Origin of the sequence: Sphingobium sp. LF-16 (genome assembly GCF_003711185.1) — a bacterium.
In the GTDB taxonomy this organism is placed as follows: Bacteria; Pseudomonadota; Alphaproteobacteria; order Sphingomonadales; family Sphingomonadaceae; genus Sphingobium; species Sphingobium yanoikuyae_A.
The window spans coordinates 1-20,085 of record NZ_CP029335.1 but is presented as its reverse complement, the minus strand read 5'-3'; the positions used below and the strand labels follow the sequence as shown (position 1 = coordinate 20,085).

The window sequence follows — 20,085 nt, the reverse complement described above, 5'->3', positions numbered from 1 at the left end:
TCATATTCCGGCGGCCGCTATCAGTTTTGACGTCGACTTGCACCGGATAGTTTCAATCCAGCCTGTGCTTCTAGACCATAAGGCGCGGTAAAATTCCGGCCCGACTGTGGCATAAAGATGGCGCTTAGCGCATGATGGCGCACAATGCACGACCGGTCATGACCAGCAAACGCCCGCCCCGCCCCCTGGACGAAGACGCCTTGCGCGAATTGGCGCTGCGCTATGTCGGCCGGTTCGCGACCAGCCGCGGCAAGCTGCTCGCCTATCTTGCGCGCAAATTGCGCGAGCGCGGATGGGGCGGGGAAGCGCCGGCCGATCCCGAAGCGCTGGTCGCCCGCTTTGCAGAACTGGGCTATGTCGACGACAGCAGCTTTGCCCTGATGAAGAGCGCCGCCCTTGGCCGGCGCGGCTATGGCGCCCGCCGCGTCACCGAAACGCTGCGCGCCGCCGGCATAGAGGAGGCCGATCGTGGTGCCGCCGATGCCCAGGCACAGGCTGATCGCTGGGCGGCTGCCGACCGATTCGCCCGACGCAAGCGGATCGGCCCCTATGCAATGCAGGCGCCCGATCCCAAGGGACGGGAAAAGGCGATCGCCGCCTTCCTGCGCGCCGGCCATGATTATGCCCTGGCCCGGCGCTGGGTCGATGCAGCACCCGGCGACTTCCCCGACGCGGAGGATTGAGGGTTAATTCTCTCCCGCACCTCCCCGAAACCCGCTAGGCAGGATCGCATGCCCCTTACCCGACTGCTTTTCGCCGCCGCCCTGCCCGCGCTGCTCCTGGCCTGTTCTGCCAAGCCCGATGCCGCAAATGACAGCGGCAATGTCCAGGCCGCCGCGCCACAGGGCGCGCTGCTCCCCCTCGTCATCCACACGGCGAAGGGCGCGCATCGCTTCGACGTGGAAGTCGCCCGGACCGAAGCGGAGCAGGAACAGGGGCTGATGTTCCGCAAGGCGCTGGATGCCGACAAGGGCATGCTGTTCCCGATGGAGCCGCCGCGCACCGCCAGCTTCTGGATGAAGAACACGGTCATCCCGCTCGACATGCTGTTCATCCATACCGACGGCACGATCGCCTTCATCGGCGCCAATGTCGCCCCTTATTCGCGCGAGCCGGTGTCCGCCGGCGTGCCGGTGGTGGCGGTGCTGGAACTGCGCGGCGGCCGCGCCGCGGAACTGGGCATCAAGGAAGGCGACCGCCTATCCTGGGGCAAATGCGCAACAACCGAAGGCAAGAGCGCGATCGACCTCGATTTCTGCCCGACAACCGCCCGTTAGGGCCATATCGTCCTTGCCCACGTCAATCCCAGCGGCTAAGCGCATCGGCCATGGGTATCCTGGCAAACATCTTCACCTGGTGGAATGGCGCCACCTTCGGCACCTGGCTCTTCACGGCTCGCAAGGGCACGAAAGTGGGCGAGGACCATCAGGGCAATGTCTATTATGAAGGCGGCATCGATCCGAACGGCCTGACGCGCCGCTGGGTGATGTATAACGGCGCCAATGATTCGAGCCGCGTGCCGGCCGAATGGCATGGCTGGCTGCACCACTCGATCGAGGGCACGCCCGAAAGTTTCCTGCCGCCACCGCGCATCTGGGAAAAGGAATTCACCCCCAACGCGACCGGCACCGCCAACGCCTACCGTCCCTCAGGCGCGCTCGAAAAGGGCGGCCAGCGCCAGAAGGCGACCGGCGATTACGAGGCATGGAGCCCCGACGCGGCATGATTCGGCGTCCGGCGGGGGGATTCCCGCCGATCCTGCTTGGCGCGCCGCTTCTGGGGTGCGCGCTGCTGGCGGCCTGCGGTCGCAATGATGCGCCAGAAGCGAATCAGAGCGGCCCGGTGAAGATCGAGGGCCAGCCTATCCGCAACGCGGACGAGGCCAGCCTGTCCGGCACGCCGATGGCCGAGCGCACCGCCGTGATCGGCCTGCTCAACAAGCGCAACGGCCTGACCCGCGACCTGACGATGAAGCCCGGCGAGGCGTTGCGCGTCGGCGACGCCATCGTCCGCCTGCAGGCATGCGAGACCACGGCCCCCTGGGAGAATGTGCAGGAAACCGGCGCCTTCGTGCAGCTGGACGTGCGCAGCAGTTCCGACGGCAAGTGGCGCCGCAATTTTTCCGGCTGGCTGTTCCGCGAACGGCCCGACCGCAATGTCGTCCAGCACCCGGTCTATGACGTCTGGGTCAAGAGCTGCACGATGGAATGGCCCGAAAGCGGTCCTGCCACGGTCAAGCTGGGCGACAAGGGCAAGGTGCCTGCCGCCGCATCGCCGGCCAGCGGTGCAAACGCCAGTTCGGCCGCCGAGCCCGAACCGGCCGACAGCACCGCGTCGCCCGCTCCCAGCGGCACGTCGCCGACGGCAACGCCCAACAACTGAAGATAGTCGCGCTGGCTGATTTCCTGCGCGCCCATGCTGCGCAGATGATCGGTCATGAACTGGCAGTCAAGCAGGCTGAAGCCGCCAAAACGCATCCGCGCCACCAGCCAGGCCAGCGCCACCTTTGACGCATCGGTGCGGCGCGACACCATGGACTCGCCGAAAAAGGCACCACCCAGCGCCACGCCATAGAGGCCGCCGACCAGTTCATCCCCGTCCCAGCATTCGATCGAATGGGCAAAACCCAGTTCGTGGAGATGGCGATAGGCGCGCTCGATCGGGCCATTGATCCAGGTCGATGGACGATCCGGCGCAGCTTCCGCACATAGGGCGACGATGCCGGCAAAGGCGCGGTTGGCGGTGACGCGAAACCTGTCCTGCCGGATCGTCTTTGACAGCGAACGTGACAGGTGAAGGCCATCGAGCGGCAGGATCGCCCGCCTTTTGGGCTCGACCCAATAGACATCGTCCGCCTGCCGGTCGTCGGACATCGGGAACACGCCGATGGCATAGGCCTGCAGCAGCAACAGCGGATCGATCGTCATCGATTCAAGGGTCTAGCCAATGTCGAACCCGCCCGCCAGCCGCGATTGACTTGATCCGTCGCCCTCCTAGTCTCCCGCGCCATGATATCCCTCCGCCTCGCAGCCCTGCCGCTGCTCCTCGCCACCGTCGCTCTCCCCTTCGCCGCCTCGGCCGCGCCCGCATCCGATCCCTATGCCGCGCGAATCGCCAAGGTGCTGAAGGCCACCCCGCTGATCGACGGCCATAATGACTGGCCCGAAGCGATGGCCGGCAAGGCCGGGGACGCCCGCTGGACCATGCCGCTCGACCGGCTCGACCCCAGCCAATATCATACCGACATCACCCGCCTGCGTGCCGGGCAGATGGGCGGGCAATTCTGGTCCGTCTGGGTGTCGGCCGACCTGCCCGAACTGCAGCAGGTGAAGGACACGGTCGAGCAGATCGAACTGGTCCACAGCCTCGCCCGCCGCTACCCGCAGGACTTCACCCTCGCCACCACCGCTGCCGAGGTTCGCGCCGCGCACAAGTCCGGGCGGATCGCGTCGATGATCGGGGTCGAGGGCGGCGGCCAGATCGACGGCAGCCTGGCCGTGCTGCGCGCCTATCATGACCTTGGCGCCGGCTATCTGACGCTGACCCACAGCCGGACCATCGCCTGGGCCGACAGCGCCACCGACAATCCGCAGCATGACGGCCTCACCCCGTTCGGCGAGGCGGTGGTGCATGAACTCAACCGCCTGGGCATGCTGGTCGACCTCGCCCATGTCAGCGAAGGCGTGATGCTGGACGCACTGAAGATCAGCAAGGCACCGGTCATCTTCTCCCATTCCAGCGCGCGCGCGCTGTGCAACACGCCGCGCAACGTGTCCGACGCGATCCTGCAGCAGGTCGCGGCCAATGGCGGCGTGGTCATGGTCAATTTCGCGCCGCAATATGTGTCGGAGGCCCGCCGGGTCTGGAGCGCGGCGCGCAGCGCGGAAATGGCCCGCTATAACGCTCCGCCCTTTGGCGGCCTTTATATCGGTGATCCCGAGGGCGCGAAGAAGGCGCTGGCGGAATGGGAAAAGGCCAATCCCGAACCGGTAGTCACCCTGTCGATGGTCGCCGACCATATCGACCATATCGCCAAGGTTGCGGGCGTCGACCATGTCGGCATCGGCAGCGATTTCGACGGCGTGGGATCGCTGCCCCAGGGGCTGGGCAGCGTCGCCACCTATCCCGCGCTGCTGGCCGAACTGATGCGCCGCGGCTGGAGCGATGCCGACATCGCCAAGCTGGCCGGCGAGAATGTGCTGCGCGTCATGGCGGCGGCCGAGAAGGTTGCAGAGGGGATGAAAGGCGAGCCGATCGGCAATGGCACCGTCGCCTCGCTGGACGGCGCCAAGCCCGCAACAAAGGAATAGAGCCTGATTCACGCCATCGCTGGAAGCGCGGAGCGCTTCCAGCTCAAACGATCAGGCTCTAACTGACCGCCGGCTCCAGCAACCGGATCGTGCCCGCGTCCGCATCGATTTCGGCGCGGGCGCCGACCGGCAGGCTGAACTGGTTGGCGATATGACCGAACAGCGCGCCCTGGAAAGCAGGAATGCCGAGCGGCGCCAGATGCTGCTGCAGCACTTCCGACAGGGTGAAGCCGCCATAGGACACGCCGGTGGCCGTGCAGCTGGTGCATTGGCCGAAAACGAAGCCGGCAAGCTTTGGCAATATGCCCGCCAGCGACAATTGGGTCAGCATCCGGTCAATGCGATATTCCGCCTCGTTGGTTTCCTCCACGAACAGGATCGCGCCGGTGAAATCGGGCAACCAGGGCGTGCCCATCAGCGCCGTCAGCACGGTGAGATTGCCACCCAGCAGCCGCCCGTTCGCCTTGCCGCCGCCAAAGGTACGGATGCGGCCGCTGCGCGGCACCAGCCGATCCTCCGTCCCCACCGGATTGACATAGGTCGGCGTTGCCCCGTCAAACGCCACCGCGCGGAAGCTGTCCCAGCTGAGCTTGCCCCAGCCGCTGGCGGCATTGGGGCCGTGGATGGTGGTGAAGCCGGCGCGGGCCGCAAAGGCCAGGTGCAGCGCCGTGATATCGGAAAAACCGGTCAACAGCTTGGGATTGGCGCGGATCGTCTTGAAGTCGAGATAGGGCAGCATGCGCGCGCAGCCCCAGCCGCCGCGCACCGCAAACACCGCCTTCACCTCCGGGTCGGCATACATGGCGTTGATGTCGGCGGCGCGGTCGGCATCCTTGCCCGCCAGATAGCCATAGCGCTCGACCAGATGCGGCGCGGCCTTGGGCTTGAGCCCCATCGCCCGGATCGTCTCCTTGACCAGGTCCAGGTCGAAGGCGTCATCGGTAAAGCCCGCCGGCTCCACTAGGCCGACCACATCCCCTTCACGCAGGCGCGGCGGCCGGATCAGCCCGCCCGGCGCCGCTGCCGAAACCGAGGGCATGCCCGCCGCGACCACAGCACCACTTATGCCGGCCAGCAACCCACGACGATCCATCATGCAAAAACGCTCCCATCCTTGTGGCGATAGACCCCACCGGACAGGTGCAGATCGATATCGGGATAATGGCAATCACTGACAGACGGACGGCCAAAGGCAAGGAAGACGCAATCCGTATCGCTTTCATTGAGCAGATGATGGCCATCCGCCACGCCCTTGGGGAAGGCCGCCATGTCGCCCGGTGCCATCGGCGTGCGCCCGCCCTCCTCGACCAGCACCGCCTCGCCCGACAGCAGGACGACAAATTCGTCCTCGCCCTCATGCCAGTGGCGTTGCGATGAGGCTGCGCCGGGTTTCAGCACGACATGGCTGACGCCGAAATCGCCAAGACCCGTCGCCGGGGCCAGCCGGCGATAGTAACGACCGGCCACCGCCAGCGCATGATCGCCCGGATAGCCGGTGGCATTGCTTTGTGGAATGGCGGCAAGATCGATCTTCGGCATGGCCCCTCTCCTCTGCGCTGGTCAAGAAAGTCGGCTTTCGCTAACGCTGCCCCATGACCAAGACCAGCACCAATCACGACGCCCTGGCCCTGGCCGAGCGCCTGCTCGCCTGCCCCTCCGTCACCCCGGCCGTCGGCGATGTCTTCGCCGAGCTGGAAGCGATGCTGGTTCCGCTGGGCTTCACCGTAGACCGTTTCGTCAGCGGCGTCGCACCCGACGGCCCGGTCGAAAATCTGCTCGCCTGGCGCACCACCGGCGCCGGCCCGCATTTCGCCTTTGCCGGCCATCTCGACGTCGTTCCGCCCGGCCATGGCTGGGCCAGCGATCCTTTCACCCCGGTGGTGCGCGGCGACCTGCTCTATGGCCGCGGCGCAGTCGACATGAAGGGCGCGATCGCCGCCTTCGTCGCGGCGCTGCACGAATTGCCCGACAGCCTGCCCGGCACGATCAGCCTGATCATCACCGGTGACGAGGAAGGCCCGGCCACCTATGGCACGCTGGCGCTGATGGACCGAATGGTCGCCCATGGCCTGCACCCGGACATGTGCCTGGTTGGCGAACCGACCTCCTCGGCCCGGCTGGGCGACGTGGTGAAGATCGGCCGGCGCGGGTCGGTCAACATGTGGATCAAGGTGGCGGGCACGCAGGGCCATGTCGCCTATCCGCACCTGGCCGACAATCCGATCCCGGCGCTAGTCCGCATCCTCGCCAAAGTGGATGCCGAAGTGCTGGACGAGGGCACCGACTGGTTCCAGCCCAGCAATATCGAGATCACCGACCTGGAAGTCGGCAACCCGGCCCATAATGTCATCCCGGCGGCGGCAACGGCGCGCATCTCGATCCGCTTCAACGACCAGCATAGCGGCGCGTCGCTGATCGATCGGATCAGCGCGATCGCGGCGAGCGAGGGCGGCAGCGTGGAGGCCAAGATCAGCGGCGAGCCCTTCCTGACGCAGCCGGGCACGCTGTCCACCCTGATCAGCGATGCGATCCGCGACGTGACGGGCCTCGACACCGAATTGTCGACCACCGGCGGCACGTCGGACGCGCGCTTCCTCTCGCGCCTCTGCCCGGTCGCCGAATTCGGCCTCAACAATGCGACGATGCACAAGCTGGACGAGGCCGTCGCGATCGCCGACCTGCACGACCTGACCCGCATTTACCGGCTGATCACGGAGCGGGCGTTGCGCGGCTGAAACCGGTTTACGACGCGACAGTCCGAAGTTCACAGTGTCGTGAGGCTGTTTTGGGCCATTTGCGCCTGAAACGCCACGCCAACGCGTCTGTGACGCGACAGTTGAGCGCCACGGACGCGACACCAGGGTCATGCTGACGCACCATTGACGCTACGATGAAACGACAGTGAAGCGACAGCCACGCGCCAGCGGCGCATCGGCCGATGCCGGATCAGGAAGCGTTGGCCTCTGCATCCGACAGGATAGATCATAAAAGCCCGCAGTAGGACAATCTGTCCGATGTCATGATGGGGTGGTTTCCTGCCATTCCACTAACGTCATGCTGAACTTGTTTCAGCATCTATCAGGCCCAACAAGCCATTGGTCTGCTGGGAGGAATGGACCCTGAAACAAGTTCAGGGTGACGATGATGGTGAGGGCGGCTTATGGTCGTTAGCAGCCATCAATCCCTGATGCCCGTTCCGCTTCCCAAGCGATCTATGATATGGGTGACGCCCATGTCGGCGGTGACATTGCCGACGGTGCGGAAAATGTCCGGCACGGTTTCGACAGCCAGCAGCAGCGGCAGCGCCTCGACCGGGACGCCCATGGCGAGGCAGATCGGGCCGGTGGTGGTGAAGAAGGTGATCTGGCTCGGCAGGCCGACGGCCGCCAGACTGACGATCGCGGCGACCACAACGCCCAGCATGATCTGCACCGGGCCGAGCGCTACCCCGTTCATCGCCGCCACATAGAGGGCAACGCCGAGATTGGCCGGCGGGCTGGTGATACGGAACAGCGAGATGGCGAGCGGCAGGACGATCGACCGGGTGCTTTCGCGTATTTCGAGCGGCCCGTCGCTGGCCGCAATCATCGCCGGCAACGAGGCGATCGAGCTTTGCGTCGAAAAGGCGATGAGTTGGGCCGGCAAGGCCGCACGGGCGAAGCGGCCGGGCGCAATCCGGCCAAGCAGGATCACCAACGGATAGACCAGCGCCGTCACAGCCAGACAAATGAGGACGATGAAGCCGATATAGTGGAGCAGCGCACCGGCAGTCGCGAGACCGGAGCGGCTGCCCGCGACCAGCGCCAGCGCAAAGACGCCGACCGGCGCGAGCCAGAGCACCCAGCCGACCATGACCAGCAATGTGTCCACCAGCGCGGCGAGAAAGCCGCTCAGGGCGATACGCCGATCCTCTGCTACACGGGTCACGGCAAAACCGAAAACCAGGGCGAACAGGACGACGGCGACCACCTGCCCTTCCGCCGCACTATGGATCGGGTTGGCCGGGATGAAACCGAGCAGCCATTCGGCCGAGGGGCGTATGCCGGGCACGTCCGTCGCCGGGCCGGCACCAGCGAGCGCGCCAACGGCGCCGGCCGGGACCGGCCAGAGCTGGAGCAGCAGAGGGCCAAGCAATGCGGCGACGCTGGCCGAGCCAAGCAGCAGCAGGGCGAAGAGAAGGAGGGTGCGTGCCGCCGTGCCGCTGGTCCGCGCGGTGGTCGCGGCAGAGGCCACGCCCGTGACCAACAGGGCGAAGATCAGCGGGATGAGCGGCATCTGAAGCCCGTTCAGCCAGGCCTTGCCGACCGGCTGCGCGATATCAACCACCGCCGCGTCGAGCTCGCCGCCATATTCGGACAAGGCGATACCCGCCACCAGCCCCGCGACCAGCGCGATCAATATCCGTATCGTCAACGACATGCCCGTCCCCCGCATCTTGACGGCATCGCTCCCCTTCCTGCCAGCCTAAGATGTTGCAGGCAAAAAGAAAGCCCGGCGATCGCAGGGATCGCCGGGCAATTTTGGTCTGGCTGGGAGCCGACCGTATCTTGACTGCTCAGCCCTTCTTTTCGGGCGGCAGGGTGATCTTCACATCCTCGCCATTCTGGCCGGGGAAATTGGTGAACATCGCGTCGATCAGATTGGGCACCAGATAGGTCAGCTTGTTGGACAACGACTGGGCGCTGGCCTTGCCCTCGAACAGGCGCAGATTGTCGGCCGCACGATCGATCTTCATGCTGAGATCGCTGGTGTAGACGGTGTAGCTCGACACGTCGTTGAAGCCAGCACCGCCGAACAGCCAGGGATCATAGAAGCCATAGCCCCAGGGGCGACCCCAGCGGCCATAGCCCCAGCCACCACCGAAATAGGGGCTCGGGCCGAAACCACCGGTCGAGCGCACACGCTCACGGCCATTGTCGACATCATAGGCGACACGCACGATGAGGTCGGCCTTGGCCGGATCGCCAGCGGCGACATAGCCGGTCTGGGTCAGGCGTTGCCCGACCATCTGGGCATAATGGGAAAATTCGAGCCCACCGGCGAGCTTGGGATCGTCGGCAACGATCGTGTAGCTCTGCCCTGCGGGTGCGGGGAGCTGCTGGAAACGGGCGACGTCCGCCTTGAACGACGTGGCGCAGCCGGACAGGGCCACCAACGCCAGCGCGGGCGCTGCGAAAAGGCCGATCTTGCTGAAAGCTTTCATTTTTTCGCGTCCTGAATCAGGCGGATGCCTGTTAGTCTTCTTGCGCCCTGCTCTAGCAAAACGCAACTGAACATCGTTTGAACGCACCAACCCGTCGATTGGACGCAAGCCATGTCCGCACATCCATGACGCCATGTCGCAGAACGATCCGTCAAACCACTGGAAAAGAGTGACAGACTGTTGCAGGAAAGCCGCATGAAGCATGCCTTTCTCACCCTGCCGCTGTTCGCTCCCTTGCTGATAGCAGCCGCGTCTTCGCCCACGCCAACCGGAAATCCGGGCGACTGGGTCACGTCCGAAGATTATCCGGCAACGGCACTGCGCGAGGGACAGGAGGGAGTTACTGCCTTTTTGCTGGACATCGACAAGAATGGCGTGCCGGTAAAATGCACGATCAGTTCCAGCAGCGGCGCCGCCACACTGGATCAGGCCACCTGCGACCTACTCATAGCTCGCGCCCGTTTTACGCCTGCGCGCGACACGAACGGCAAGCCCCTAGTCGGAAGCTACAGCAACAAGATCAACTGGCGGATACCGGAGTCCGATGGCAGCTTCCGACTACCCCCGTTGCCGTTCCGGCAGGTCACGACCTTCACGATCAACACCGATGGCAGCGCATCGGACTGCGTCGCGACGATCAACGACAAGCCGATGCCGGAACAACATTGCGCAACGCAAATTCTCAGTCGGCGTTATCCGATCCAGCGGGACAGCGCCGGCAATCCCGTGCGCAAGAAGATGCGCATGGCGATGACATTCGAAACGATCGAAGAAGGTAAGTGACGGGCGCAGTTCGCGCCCGTCCTTCCAGTTGGCTCAGCGCATCAGACCCATGGCATCATAGGCGGCGCGCAGGGTCGGTTCGGCCGCCGCCGCCGCCTTGGCCGCGCCCTTGTCGAGGATCGCATCAAGCGCGGCATCGTCGGTGCGCAGTTCCACGAAACGCTCGCGCATCGGCCGCAGCGTTTCGACCAGCAACTCGCCCAGCGCCGGCTTGAACGCGCCAAAGCCCTTGCCCGCGAACTGCGCGCAGACTGCGTCAGGCGTGCTGTTCGACAGGGTGGCGTAAATGCCGACCAGGTTGGTCGCTTCCGGACGACCGGCCAGACCCTCCGCCGTTTCGGGCAGCGGCTCGGGATCGGTCTTGGCCTTCTTCACCTTGGTCATGATCGCATCATCCTCGTCGGTTAGGTTGATGCGGCTCATATCCGAAGGATCGGACTTGGACATTTTCGCCGTGCCGTCGCGCAGCGACATGATGCGCGCAGATTCCTTGGGGATGATCGGCGCCGGCAGGGTGAAGACATCGACGCCGAAATCGGTGTTGAACTTGGTGGCGATATCGCGCGACAGCTCGAGATGCTGCTTCTGGTCCTCGCCCACGGGAACATGGGTCGCCTGATAGAGCAGGATGTCGGCCGCCTGCAGCACCGGATAGACGAACAGGCCGACCGACGCACCCTCGCGATCCTTGCCCGCCTTGTCCTTGAACTGGGTCATCCGGTTGAGCCAGCCAATCCGCGCGGTGCCATTCAAGAGCCAGGCGAGTTCGGCATGGGCCGGTACGCGCGCCTGGTTGAAGAGGACCGAGCGATCGGGATCGATGCCCGAGGCAACCAGGGCGGCGGCCATGTCGCGCACGTTGCGGATGCGCTGCTCGCGCCCTTCATGCACGGTGATCGAGTGCATGTCGGCGAGGAAGAAGAAGCACTGGCTGCCTTCATCCATCTCGTCCTGCATCTTCACCCAGTTGCGGATCGCGCCAAGGTAGTTGCCAAGGTGCAGATTGCCGGTGGGCTGGATGCCGGAAAGGACGCGCATTACTCTAATCCATTCTGTTGATTATGTGGTGCCTCGCCGCCGCATCAGCGCCTTGAGGTCGGATAGGCGATAGGCGCCGGTGACGAAGCATGCCAGCCCGTACAGCGCGACGCCCGCGCCGACAAGCAGGGCAAGGCCGATATAGCGGCTGACCATCGTGCCCGAGAGCATCGGATCGAGCAGATCCTCTCCCGCCCAGAGCGCAACGCCCATGACGACCGCCGCCACGGCGAGGCGCGGGATGCGGCGGCGCAGTTGCGGGTCTGCCGTAAAATGCCCACGCGCGACCAAGGTGCGATAGAGCATCGCGACATTGACGGTGGAGGAGAGCGCGGTGGCGAGCGGCGGGCCGATATGGCCAAGCGTGGGGATCATCGCGAGATTGCCGACGATATTGATGGCGATCGACAACATCGCATAGCGCACCGGCGTCTTCGTATCGCCGCGCGCATAATAGCCCGGCGTCAGCACCTTCACGAGCACATAGCTGGGCAGGCCGATCGAGAAGGCGGAGAGTGCCCAGCCGCAGCGCATCGCATCCTCGGCGCTGAAGCGGCCATATTGGAACAGGCCGCGCACGATAGGTTCGGCCACGGTGATGAAGGCGACGGTCGCCGGCAGGGTCAGGAACAGGGCGAGTTCGATGCCCCGGTTCTGCGTCTCCATCGCCGCCTGATCCTCGCCCTTCGACAACATGCGCGAGATGGTGGGGAGGAGGATGGTGCCCAGACCGATGCCGATCAGGCCGAGCGGCAACTGATTCAACCGATCGGCATAATAGATATAGGTGATCGAGCCCGAGGCGAGCAGCCAGCCCGACAGGGCGGTGGAGATCAGCAGGTTGATCTGCGACGCGCCGGCGCCGGCAGCGGCCGGCACGATCAGGCGCAGCAGCTCGCGCACGTCGGCGTCGAGGCGCGGACGCTTCAATTTCATCGAGACGCCGGCCCGCTTGCAGGCCCAGATCAGCCAGAGCAGTTGCAGCGCGCCGCCAACCGTGACCGACATCGCCTGTACCCGTGCGGTTTCATATTCGTCGGCGCCGTGGAAGAACCACAGGCCGGCGATCATCGCGACGTTGAGCAGGATCGGTGCGGCCGCATTGACCCAGAATTTGTCGAGCGAGTTCAAGATGCCGCCCAGCAAAGAGGCCAGGCTGATCAGCGCCAGATAGGGAATGGTGATGCGCGACAAAGTGACGGCGAAGGCGAACTGATCCGGCGTCGGATTCTGGCGCGAGAAGCCGCCCGACAACGCCCAGGTGATCGGCCAGGCGGCCGCCAGCAGGACGATCGTGAACAGGATCAGGACCGGCAGCAGCACCGCCAGCGCACGCTCGGCAAAATGATAGCCGTCGGCCATGCCGCCCGGCCCGGCCGCCTTTTTGTTGAACAGCGGGATGAAGGCGGCGGAAAAGGCGCCTTCGGCAAAGAGGGCGCGGAACATGTTGGGCAGGCGGAAGGCGACGCCGTTGAAAGCATCCGACGCGAAGCCGGCGCCGACATAACGGGCCGCGAGCGAATCGCGCACCAGCGCGAGCACCCGGCTGGCGAGCGTCAGCCCGCCGACCGAGCCAAGGGCCTTCACCAATTTCATGCGGCGGCTCTCCATGCCGTTCGGGCTTCGACAGGCTCAGCCCGAACGGGAATCAGGAGCATGATGCAATCAGGCGTGGCCGGCGGGTTCGCCCGTGGTTACCTGCATCTGTTCGGCCTGCTGCAGATAGAGCGCACCGAAATCGATCGGATCGAGCAGCAGCGGCGGGAAGCCGCCGTCGCGGATCGCGTCGGCCAGTACGCGGCGCGCGAAGGGGAAGACGAGGCGCGGCGCTTCGGCCAGCATGAAGGGCTGAATCTGGTCCTCGGGCACGTTGCGCATGCCGAACAGGGCCGCATAGACCAGTTCGACGGCAAAGGCGGTGCCCTGCGGCGCGACAGCCTTGACCTCGATCTTCAGGGCGATTTCCAGCACTTCGTCACCGACGCGGTCGGCGCCGATGTTGAACTGGACGTCGATCTGGGGCTGGTCCTGCCACTGATAGACGGCCGGAGCGTTCGGATTTTCGAACGACAGATCCTTCACATATTGGCTGATCAGCGCGATCTGCGGCGCGGTGTCGGCGCCATTGCCGGTCACGTTGGTCTGGATGGTGTCGGCTTCGTCGGCCATTGTCCTCAAATCCTTGCTGATCGTTCGTTGCTCGAAGGGCCGGAACAGCCCGCCATATCGATCCGCGCGCTTAGCAGTGGCGAAAGATCAGGGCAATGCCGCCCGACAGGAAGCAACGTCGGCCAATTGCTGCGCATTACAGGGCAAGCCGATATTTGAAGTATCGTGCAAACATGCCTATGTTGATGGAACATCATCCCGAACAAAGGGTATTTGCCTCCGTGTACGTGATCGTCATCCTCGCCATGATTGCCGGCTTCCTGGCACTGCGGCTCTATTCCGTTCTTGGAAAGCGGACGGGCCATGAGCAGGAGCCTGCGCTGCGTCCGGCGGAGGAACGCGCCAAGGTGGGCGGCTTGCAGCCCCGCCCGATGCCGGAAGCGACGGGCGATTCGGTTCGCCTGGCCGAAGGCCTCATTACCCCGGCAGGCGAAGCCGGCGTGCGCGCGCTGATCAGTGCCGATCGCAGCTTCGACGTGCCGCAGTTCGTCGAGGGCGCCAAGAGCGCCTACAAGATGGTGCTGGAAGCCTTCTGGCGCGGTGATCGCGACGAACTGGCCTGGCTGTGCGATGCCGATGTTCTCGGCTCCTTCGAGGAAGCGATCGCGGCGCGCGAAGCGGAAGGCCATTTGCTCGACAACCGCCTGGTACGGATCGAGAAGGCACAGATCGTCGATGCCAGCGTCAATGGCCGCATCGCTGAAGTCTCGCTGCGGTTCGAGGCAGACATTGCCGCCGTCACCCGCGACAAGGACGGCAATGTCATCGCCGGGTCGCTGACCGACGCTGTCGGCACCAACGATATCTGGACCTTCACCCGCGACATCCGCAGCGCGGATCCCAACTGGAAGCTCAGCGAAACCGACGAGGCAGCGTGAGCCTGCGTCATTCGGGGGGGGCGCTGCTTGCGGCGCTGATGCTGTCCGCCTGCGCGGGCGGCGTAATTCCGCCATCGGCCAGCGGCCCTGCACCAAGCCGGCCGAACGGTAGCGGCGAAGGCGCGACCCGGCCGGTTCCTGCCACGCCCCGCCCCACCCTGCCGCCCAAATTGCCGACCGTATCGCCGAGCGACCTGTCCACGGAGCAGGCCAATGCCGCCGGCCTGGGCGTCACGCCCGGCCCCGACATTGCCAGCCTGATCCCGTCCGGCGAGCGCGCCCGCGCCGCTCTCCAGGCCTTTCGCATTTCCTGTCCGACGCTGATGAAGCGCACCGACCAGAGCGGCCTCACGCGCGGATCGGACTGGAACAGCGCATGCAGCGCGGCGTCGAGCTGGCCCGAAGCGACCGCCGCCGAATTTTTCTCCCGCTATTTCGAGGCGGTGCAGGTGGGCGAGGGCAAGGCCTTCGTCACCGGCTATTATGAGCCGGAAATCGCCGGGTCGCGCACCCGCCAGCCCGGCTATCAGGTGCCGATCTATCGCCGCCCGGCGGAACTGATCGACGTCAACCTCGGCCTGTTCAGCGACAGCCTGAAGGGCCGCACCATCCGCGGCAAGGTGCAGGGCAGCAATTTCGTGCCGTTCGACGAGCGATCGCAGATCGTCGACGGATCGCTCGCCGGGCGCGGGCTGGAGCTGGCCTGGGCCGCCGACCCGGTCGAATTCTTCTTCCTGCAGGTCCAGGGCAGCGGCCGGCTGACCCTGCCCAACGGCGGCGTGATGCGCATCGGCTATGATGGGCAGAATGGGCGCGACTATACCGGCATCGGCAAGCTGATGAAGGATCGCGGCCTGATTCAGGCCGGGTCGATGCAGGACATCATGCAATATCTGCGCGCCCACCCCGCTGAGGGCGCGGCGATCATGAACGAGAATAAGAGCTTCGTCTTCTTCCGTGAATTGACCGGCGCGGGACCGATCGGCGCGCTGGGCGTACCGGTTACGGCCGAGGCGACGGTGGCGGCCGATCCCAAATATATTCCACTGGGCGCCCCTGTCCTGCTGTCGCTGGACCGGGCCGAACCCAATGGCATCTGGATCGCCCAGGATACCGGCGGCGCGATCAAGGGCGCCAATCGGTTCGACAGTTTCTGGGGGGCAGGCGACCGCGCGCGCGGCATTGCCGGCGGCATGTCCGCTCGGGGCAGCGCACTGATATTGCTGCCGATCGGGTCCGCCGCACGGCTGGCGCGCCCGTGATCGCGCGCCATGCGACGCCGGACCCTATCTTCTGAAGAGCAGGCGCTCTGGGGCGCATTGACGCGCTCGGTCCGGCCGCTGCGGCCGGGGCTGATCCGTCCGCCCCTGCCCGTTGTCGCCCCGGTGCCGATCCCGGAAACAAGGTTAACGCCGCAGCCTGCCAAGGCGGTGCCGATCACCCCCGCCCGCACGCCAGCGGCCGTACTCGACACTGGCTGGGAAAAGCGAATCCGTAGCGGCAACATCGCCCCCGACATGTCGATCGATCTGCACGGCCATAATCTGGCCGGTGCCCATGTCAGGCTTAATCAGGCGCTGGCGGCAGCGATTGCCCGTGATGTCCGGGTGCTGCTGGTCGTGACCGGCAAGCCGCCAAAAGCCAGCAGCCACGGGGATTCGAGCCGGCGCGGCGCGATCCGGGGCGAGATCGGCCACTGGCTGGAGACCAGCCCCTATGCCGATCGCATCGCCAGCGTGCGCATCGCCCATCCCCGTCATGGCGGCGACGGCGCCATCTACCTGATCCTGCGCCGCAAAAAATGACGCAATTTGCGCAGCCACTGACCTTTTCTTAACCACTGTCCTTCATATCCGCCTGATCCAGCAGCACCGATTATCGGGGGCTTTGAGCAGGCAGGGAGGCACATGCAGGGCGTGACAGTGAAAAGCCGCGCTGCTGCCTTTGCCTGTGCGGCCGGCGCGCTCGTCTTCATCCTGTCGCTGCTATTGGGCCATGGTGCGGCCGACGATCTGGTCGATGTCGGCCGATCCCTGATCATCGCGATCCTGTGCGGCACGATGAGTTGGGCATCGGCCCAGCGCACCATCGCCGCCACCGCAAGCGCCATCGATACCGCGACGGAGCGGCTGCTGGCCGCCGCTCATGGCGATCTTCATTCCCATGTCCCCGCCGAGATCGGACTGGAACTGCCCGACCTGTCGGTGGCGATGGAAAGCCTGTTCAGCCAGGTCCGCACCAATCTGGACCATGTCCAGACGCTGGCGCTGTTCGACCAGGTGACCGGCCTTGCCAACCGCACCAGCTTCTGCCGGCAGGTCGAACGCCTGCTCGTCGAGCGTGACGGTGCGGGACCGGCCGCCTTGTTCTTCATCGACCTGGACGGATTCAAGGCGGTCAACGATACGCTGGGCCATGCGGCCGGCGACCAGTTGCTGGCGCGCGTAGCAGGTCGCCTGCGCGAAGTGGTGATGGCCCAGGTCAGCGCAGGCCTGGGCGACGCCGTGATCGGCCGCTTGGCCGGCGACGAGTTCACCATGTTCTTCCCTACCCTGCCCAATCGCGATGCGGCTTCACGCATCGCGCGTGCCATCCAGTTCGCGCTGGGCGAACGATTCGAACTGGGCAGCCAGCATGTCGATCTGGGCGCGTCGATCGGTATCGCCTGCTACCCCGACCATGGCGACAGCCTGTCCGCGCTGCTGCGATCGGCCGACATCGCCATGTATCATGCCAAGCATGAAGGCCGGGGTCGCGCCGAGATGTTCACCGCCGAACTGGCGCTGGAAGCGGCGGACCGGGCCGAACTGGAACGCGACCTGTTGCTGGGGCTGGAGCGCGACGAATTCCTGCTGGAATTTCAGCCACAGATCGAAATGAGCCATGGCGGCGTGGCCCATGCGGTCACGGCCGAGGCGCTGGTGCGCTGGGTCCATCCCGAACGCGCGCTCATCATGCCCGGCGCCTTCGTGCCGGTTGCCGAGGAAAGCGGCATGATCGTCGCGCTGGGCGACTGGGTCATGAGCCGGGTATGCGAGACCGCTGCGCGCTGGGCGCGATCGGGCGTGCATCAGCGAATCGCGATCAATATTTCGACTCGTGAACTGGCGCAGGCCGATTTCTTCCTGCGCCTGCGCCACGCCATGGCGACGCACCAGACCCCACCGCCCATGCTGGAGCTGGAGATCACCGAATCGCTGGCAATGGACATGGACGAGCGCGTGTTGGGACAGCTCAGCGCGCTGCGACAGGATGGAGTGCGAATCGCCATCGACGATTTCGGCACCGGCTATTCCAATCTGGCCCGGCTGCGTGAATTGCCGGTCGACCGGGTGAAGATAGACCGCAGCCTGGTGCGCGACATCGCGACCTCCGCAGAGGCGCGGACGATCTGCAGCGCGGTCGTCGGTCTGATTCAGGGCCTTGGCATGGAAGTGGTGATCGAAGGGGTCGAGACGCAGGCGCAGATGGACATGCTGCGCGTCATCGGCTGCACCCTGTTCCAAGGCTATCACCTCGCCAGGCCGATGGGCGAGGCGCAATATCTGGATCGATATGCCGCCGCGCCCACCGTCGAACCGACGGAACGACGCAGCCTCTAAGCCGGACGATTCAGGGCAGGCGTCGGGCCGACAGGATCTTCACCACCGGCTCCAGCATCTGCCCCTTCATCACGCCATTGCCGGCGGTGGGCGATTTCGGACCGGCCTGGATGGCCTTCACGATATCCAGCCCCTCGACCACATGCGCGAAAACGGCAAAGCCCTGATTGTCGCCGGCCGATTCGGGATGCGCGTCCATCGCCGGCATCTTGCCCAGCACGATGAAGAAATCCCCGGTCGCGCTGCCCGGTGCATAGCGCGCCATCGACAGCGCGCCATCATCATGGGTGAGGCCCGTCTGGCTCGTCGGCTCATGCTTGATCGGCGGCAGGACGCGCTTGGGGTCATTCTGTGTCCCGCCCTGGATGAAGCCGTAATCCGGGCCGCCGACGGCCCGATAGAAGACGGTGCCGTCGAACCGCTTCTGGTCGACATAGCGCAGGAAATTACCGGCCGTGACCGGTGCCTTATCGGGATGCAGCGCCACCACGATGCGTCCGGCACTCGTATCGAGCGCCACCCGCACATCGCTTGACGCAACGGGCGTTGGAGACTGGGCCAGCAGCGGACCGGAGGCCAGCGCGGCAAGGAGGAACAGGGCCAGGGTGCGGATCATGGCATCAAGCCTAGTCCAACCACCCTGCCCTGTCAGCCCATGGAGTCAGCCATGGTTGAGGCTGCTGTCAGCCTTCCAGCTGGCGCATCAGGGCGCGGACGTCGGCGTCCATGTCCGGATGGCTTTCGCGCAGCTTCTCGATCGTGCGCACCGCGTGAATCACCGTGCTATGATCACGACCGCCAAAGGTGCGGCCGATTTCCGGCAGCGAGCGCGGCGTCATCTTCTTCGAGATATACATCGCCACCTGACGCGGCCGCGCGACGGCGCGCGCACGGCGCTTCGACTTCATTTCCGACAGGTCGATCTTGAAATGCGCGGCACAGGCCTTCTGGATCTCGTCGATGGTCAGGCGACGCACATTGGCGCGCACTGCATCGGCGAGCATGGTCTGGGCAAATTCCAGATCGATCGAGCGACCGGTCAGCTGGCCATAGGCCACCAGCTTGTTGAAGGCGCCTTCCAGTTCGCGCACGTTCGAGCGGATCGAACGGGCAAGGAAGTCAATCACCGCATCGGGCACCGGCGGATCGCCGGCATGGGCGCGGCGCGCCTCCAGAATCGCAAGGCGCAGGTCGAGCCCCGCCGGACGGATATCGGCGACCAGGCCGCCTGCCAGACGCGACAGGATGCGCGGATCAATGCCGTCCAGCATCTGCGGCGCGCGGTCGGCGGTCACGACGATCCGGGCACCGGTATCGATCAGGTCGTTGATCGTGTGGAGGAATTCTTCCTGGGTCGAGCCCTTGCCGGCGATGAACTGGATATCGTCGATCAGCAGCAGGCGCGCGGCGCGCAGGCGGGCCTTGAACGCCATCGTCTCGTTCGAGCGCATCGCATTGACGAACTCGACCATGAAGCGTTCGGCCGACATGTAGAGCACCGGTGCGCTCGGCGAATGGGCCGAGAAGGCCCGTGCGATCGAGTGCAGCAGGTGCGTCTTGCCCTGACCGGTACCGCCATGGATGAAGAGCGGCGTGAAGCGGGGCTCCGCCTCCCCCGCCATCGCCAGCGCCGCCGAATAGGCGAGCTGGTTGGTTTCACCCGGAACGAACTGGTCGAAGGCGTGGCGCGGCTGGAAATTGCAGGCGACGGTCGGCGCAGCGGCAACGATCGCCGGCGCCGTCACGGCTGCGGCCACGTCGCGCTTCACCTCCAGCAGGCGCGGACCCGACGAATCGGGCGCACGGCGCAGGCGCACTTCACGCACGCCAGCGCCCGAGCAGCGCCAGGCCATGCGCAGGCGATCGCCAAACTGGCCGGAAACAAAATTCGCGCTGAAATCCGACGCAAAATGGAGATCCAGCGTCTGCGAATCGGGGCAATAGTCACCCAGGCGCGCAGGCTTCAACCATTGGTCGAACATGCGCGCGCCGATGTCGCGGCGCAGACCGGTGCGGATGGTCGTCCAGGCGGATTCCAGGCGGGCCATATCTGCCGCTGCCTCTCCGTCCTGAATTCCAAGCACCGCCGCATTATCCTTCAT

The 20,085-nt window shown here is 65.3% G+C and carries 20 protein-coding genes and 1 pseudogene; 11 read left to right on the top strand and 10 right to left on the bottom strand.

The features are described 5' to 3' along the window. The first annotated feature begins 158 nt into the window (after positions 1 to 158). From DIZ22_RS00105 to DIZ22_RS22425, 4 genes and pseudogenes are all read left to right on the top strand, one after another. A complete protein-coding gene (locus DIZ22_RS00105; protein WP_048936466.1) occupies positions 159 to 683 on the top strand; it encodes a RecX family transcriptional regulator in 525 nt (174 codons plus the stop codon). Between the two features lie 48 nt (positions 684 to 731). Further along, positions 732 to 1,277: a DUF192 domain-containing protein gene (locus tag DIZ22_RS00100; RefSeq protein WP_048936420.1), complete on the top strand. Its 546-nt coding sequence runs from the start codon at positions 732 to 734 to the stop codon at positions 1,275 to 1,277. Between the two features lie 50 nt (positions 1,278 to 1,327). After that, positions 1,328 to 1,726 (top strand): NADH:ubiquinone oxidoreductase subunit NDUFA12, encoded by a 399-nt coding sequence (locus DIZ22_RS00095; protein WP_048936419.1) that lies wholly within the window; start codon positions 1,328 to 1,330, stop codon positions 1,724 to 1,726. Next, positions 1,705 to 2,139, top strand: a pseudogene (locus DIZ22_RS22425) (DUF2155 domain-containing protein); the annotation flags it as partial. The gene DIZ22_RS00095 and the pseudogene DIZ22_RS22425, both read left to right, overlap by 22 nt. Before the next feature lie 35 nt (positions 2,140 to 2,174). Here DIZ22_RS22425 and aat read toward each other — a convergent pair. Further along, positions 2,175 to 2,927, bottom strand: a complete 753-nt coding sequence (aat, locus tag DIZ22_RS22090; RefSeq protein WP_048936417.1) for a leucyl/phenylalanyl-tRNA--protein transferase — start codon at positions 2,925 to 2,927, stop codon at positions 2,175 to 2,177. 81 nt (positions 2,928 to 3,008) lie between these two features. Here aat and DIZ22_RS00080 point away from each other — a divergent pair, with 81 nt between their 5' ends. Beyond that, positions 3,009 to 4,310, top strand: a complete 1,302-nt coding sequence (locus DIZ22_RS00080; RefSeq protein ID WP_048936416.1) for a dipeptidase — start codon at positions 3,009 to 3,011, stop codon at positions 4,308 to 4,310. 58 nt (positions 4,311 to 4,368) lie between these two features. On the opposite strand, the gene DIZ22_RS00075 is transcribed toward DIZ22_RS00080, so the two are convergent. Both DIZ22_RS00075 and DIZ22_RS00070 read right to left on the bottom strand, forming a co-directional pair. Next, positions 4,369 to 5,406, bottom strand: a complete 1,038-nt coding sequence (locus tag DIZ22_RS00075) for an LD-carboxypeptidase (protein ID WP_170978398.1) — start codon at positions 5,404 to 5,406, stop codon at positions 4,369 to 4,371. After that, positions 5,403 to 5,849: a cupin domain-containing protein gene (locus DIZ22_RS00070; protein WP_048936415.1), complete on the bottom strand. Its 447-nt coding sequence runs from the start codon at positions 5,847 to 5,849 to the stop codon at positions 5,403 to 5,405. The genes DIZ22_RS00075 and DIZ22_RS00070 overlap by 4 nt, the downstream gene beginning before the upstream one ends. Positions 5,850 to 5,902: 53 nt before the next feature. On the opposite strand from DIZ22_RS00070, the gene dapE reads away from it, so the two are divergent. Beyond that, a complete protein-coding gene (gene dapE / locus DIZ22_RS00065) occupies positions 5,903 to 7,045 on the top strand; it encodes a succinyl-diaminopimelate desuccinylase (RefSeq protein ID WP_048936414.1) in 1,143 nt (380 codons plus the stop codon). A 442-nt stretch (positions 7,046 to 7,487) separates the two neighbouring features. On the opposite strand, the gene DIZ22_RS00060 is transcribed toward dapE, so the two are convergent. Both DIZ22_RS00060 and DIZ22_RS00055 read right to left on the bottom strand, forming a co-directional pair. Then, positions 7,488 to 8,729 carry a cation:dicarboxylase symporter family transporter gene (locus DIZ22_RS00060; protein WP_048936413.1) on the bottom strand — a complete coding sequence of 414 codons (1,242 nt, stop codon included), beginning with the start codon at positions 8,727 to 8,729 and terminating at the stop codon, positions 7,488 to 7,490. 136 nt (positions 8,730 to 8,865) lie between these two features. Then, positions 8,866 to 9,513: a DUF4136 domain-containing protein gene (locus DIZ22_RS00055; RefSeq protein WP_004210337.1), complete on the bottom strand. Its 648-nt coding sequence runs from the start codon at positions 9,511 to 9,513 to the stop codon at positions 8,866 to 8,868. 195 nt (positions 9,514 to 9,708) lie between these two features. Here DIZ22_RS00055 and DIZ22_RS00050 point away from each other — a divergent pair, with 195 nt between their 5' ends. Next, positions 9,709 to 10,296 (top strand): energy transducer TonB, encoded by a 588-nt coding sequence (locus DIZ22_RS00050; RefSeq protein WP_159078649.1) that lies wholly within the window; start codon positions 9,709 to 9,711, stop codon positions 10,294 to 10,296. A gap of 33 nt (positions 10,297 to 10,329) precedes the next feature. On the opposite strand, the gene trpS is transcribed toward DIZ22_RS00050, so the two are convergent. The 3 genes from trpS to secB all read right to left on the bottom strand — a co-directional run bounded on the left by trpS (position 10,330) and on the right by secB (position 13,503). Further along, positions 10,330 to 11,334: a tryptophan--tRNA ligase gene (gene trpS / locus DIZ22_RS00045; protein WP_122927844.1), complete on the bottom strand. Its 1,005-nt coding sequence runs from the start codon at positions 11,332 to 11,334 to the stop codon at positions 10,330 to 10,332. 21 nt (positions 11,335 to 11,355) lie between these two features. Next, positions 11,356 to 12,930 (bottom strand): murein biosynthesis integral membrane protein MurJ, encoded by a 1,575-nt coding sequence (murJ, locus tag DIZ22_RS00040; RefSeq protein ID WP_048936463.1) that lies wholly within the window; start codon positions 12,928 to 12,930, stop codon positions 11,356 to 11,358. Between the two features lie 69 nt (positions 12,931 to 12,999). Continuing rightward, on the bottom strand, positions 13,000 to 13,503 hold the full coding sequence (gene secB, locus DIZ22_RS00035) for a protein-export chaperone SecB (protein ID WP_048936411.1): 504 nt from the start codon (positions 13,501 to 13,503) through the stop codon (positions 13,000 to 13,002). Positions 13,504 to 13,724: 221 nt separating this feature from the next. Between secB and DIZ22_RS00030 the strand changes: the two genes are divergently transcribed. The 4 genes from DIZ22_RS00030 to DIZ22_RS00015 all read left to right on the top strand — a co-directional run bounded on the left by DIZ22_RS00030 (position 13,725) and on the right by DIZ22_RS00015 (position 17,983). Continuing rightward, a complete protein-coding gene (locus DIZ22_RS00030; RefSeq protein ID WP_048936462.1) occupies positions 13,725 to 14,381 on the top strand; it encodes a Tim44/TimA family putative adaptor protein in 657 nt (218 codons plus the stop codon). Beyond that, entirely contained in the window at positions 14,378 to 15,643 is a 1,266-nt protein-coding gene (locus tag DIZ22_RS00025) for a murein transglycosylase A (protein WP_048936410.1), read from the top strand. The genes DIZ22_RS00030 and DIZ22_RS00025 overlap by 4 nt, the downstream gene beginning before the upstream one ends. Positions 15,644 to 15,652: 9 nt before the next feature. After that, complete coding sequence (locus tag DIZ22_RS00020; RefSeq protein ID WP_048936409.1) at positions 15,653 to 16,186, top strand: Smr/MutS family protein; 534 nt, start codon at positions 15,653 to 15,655, stop codon at positions 16,184 to 16,186. Between the two features lie 102 nt (positions 16,187 to 16,288). Then, positions 16,289 to 17,983 carry an EAL domain-containing protein gene (locus DIZ22_RS00015; RefSeq protein ID WP_048936408.1) on the top strand — a complete coding sequence of 565 codons (1,695 nt, stop codon included), beginning with the start codon at positions 16,289 to 16,291 and terminating at the stop codon, positions 17,981 to 17,983. 10 nt (positions 17,984 to 17,993) lie between these two features. Here the strand turns inward: DIZ22_RS00015 and DIZ22_RS00010 are convergent, their stop codons facing one another. Further along, positions 17,994 to 18,599 (bottom strand): peptidylprolyl isomerase, encoded by a 606-nt coding sequence (locus DIZ22_RS00010; RefSeq protein ID WP_048936407.1) that lies wholly within the window; start codon positions 18,597 to 18,599, stop codon positions 17,994 to 17,996. 67 nt (positions 18,600 to 18,666) lie between these two features. Beyond that, positions 18,667 to 20,085: a chromosomal replication initiator protein DnaA gene (gene dnaA / locus DIZ22_RS00005; RefSeq protein WP_004210320.1), complete on the bottom strand. Its 1,419-nt coding sequence runs from the start codon at positions 20,083 to 20,085 to the stop codon at positions 18,667 to 18,669.

Excerpts from the sequence above, each read along its gene's own strand:
- DIZ22_RS00070 (WP_048936415.1), bottom strand. The coding sequence starts at position 5,849 with ATGCCGAAGATCGATCTTGCCGCCATTCCACAAAGCAATGCCACCGGC.
- DIZ22_RS00055 (WP_004210337.1), bottom strand. The coding sequence starts at position 9,513 with ATGAAAGCTTTCAGCAAGATCGGCCTTTTCGCAGCGCCCGCGCTGGCG.
- secB (WP_048936411.1), bottom strand. The coding sequence starts at position 13,503 with ATGGCCGACGAAGCCGACACCATCCAGACCAACGTGACCGGCAATGGC.
- DIZ22_RS00020 (WP_048936409.1), top strand. The coding sequence starts at position 15,653 with ATGCGACGCCGGACCCTATCTTCTGAAGAGCAGGCGCTCTGGGGCGCA.
- DIZ22_RS00050 (WP_159078649.1), top strand. The coding sequence starts at position 9,709 with ATGAAGCATGCCTTTCTCACCCTGCCGCTGTTCGCTCCCTTGCTGATA.
- trpS (WP_122927844.1), bottom strand. The coding sequence starts at position 11,334 with ATGCGCGTCCTTTCCGGCATCCAGCCCACCGGCAATCTGCACCTTGGC.
- dapE (WP_048936414.1), top strand. The coding sequence starts at position 5,903 with ATGACCAAGACCAGCACCAATCACGACGCCCTGGCCCTGGCCGAGCGC.
- DIZ22_RS00010 (WP_048936407.1), bottom strand. The coding sequence starts at position 18,599 with ATGATCCGCACCCTGGCCCTGTTCCTCCTTGCCGCGCTGGCCTCCGGT.
- aat (WP_048936417.1), bottom strand. The coding sequence starts at position 2,927 with ATGACGATCGATCCGCTGTTGCTGCTGCAGGCCTATGCCATCGGCGTG.
- DIZ22_RS00075 (WP_170978398.1), bottom strand. The coding sequence starts at position 5,406 with ATGATGGATCGTCGTGGGTTGCTGGCCGGCATAAGTGGTGCTGTGGTC.
- DIZ22_RS00100 (WP_048936420.1), top strand. The coding sequence starts at position 732 with ATGCCCCTTACCCGACTGCTTTTCGCCGCCGCCCTGCCCGCGCTGCTC.
- DIZ22_RS00105 (WP_048936466.1), top strand. The coding sequence starts at position 159 with ATGACCAGCAAACGCCCGCCCCGCCCCCTGGACGAAGACGCCTTGCGC.
- dnaA (WP_004210320.1), bottom strand. The coding sequence starts at position 20,085 with ATGAAGGATAATGCGGCGGTGCTTGGAATTCAGGACGGAGAGGCAGCG.
- DIZ22_RS00060 (WP_048936413.1), bottom strand. The coding sequence starts at position 8,729 with ATGTCGTTGACGATACGGATATTGATCGCGCTGGTCGCGGGGCTGGTG.
- DIZ22_RS00015 (WP_048936408.1), top strand. The coding sequence starts at position 16,289 with ATGCAGGGCGTGACAGTGAAAAGCCGCGCTGCTGCCTTTGCCTGTGCG.
- DIZ22_RS00080 (WP_048936416.1), top strand. The coding sequence starts at position 3,009 with ATGATATCCCTCCGCCTCGCAGCCCTGCCGCTGCTCCTCGCCACCGTC.
- murJ (WP_048936463.1), bottom strand. The coding sequence starts at position 12,930 with ATGAAATTGGTGAAGGCCCTTGGCTCGGTCGGCGGGCTGACGCTCGCC.
- DIZ22_RS00095 (WP_048936419.1), top strand. The coding sequence starts at position 1,328 with ATGGGTATCCTGGCAAACATCTTCACCTGGTGGAATGGCGCCACCTTC.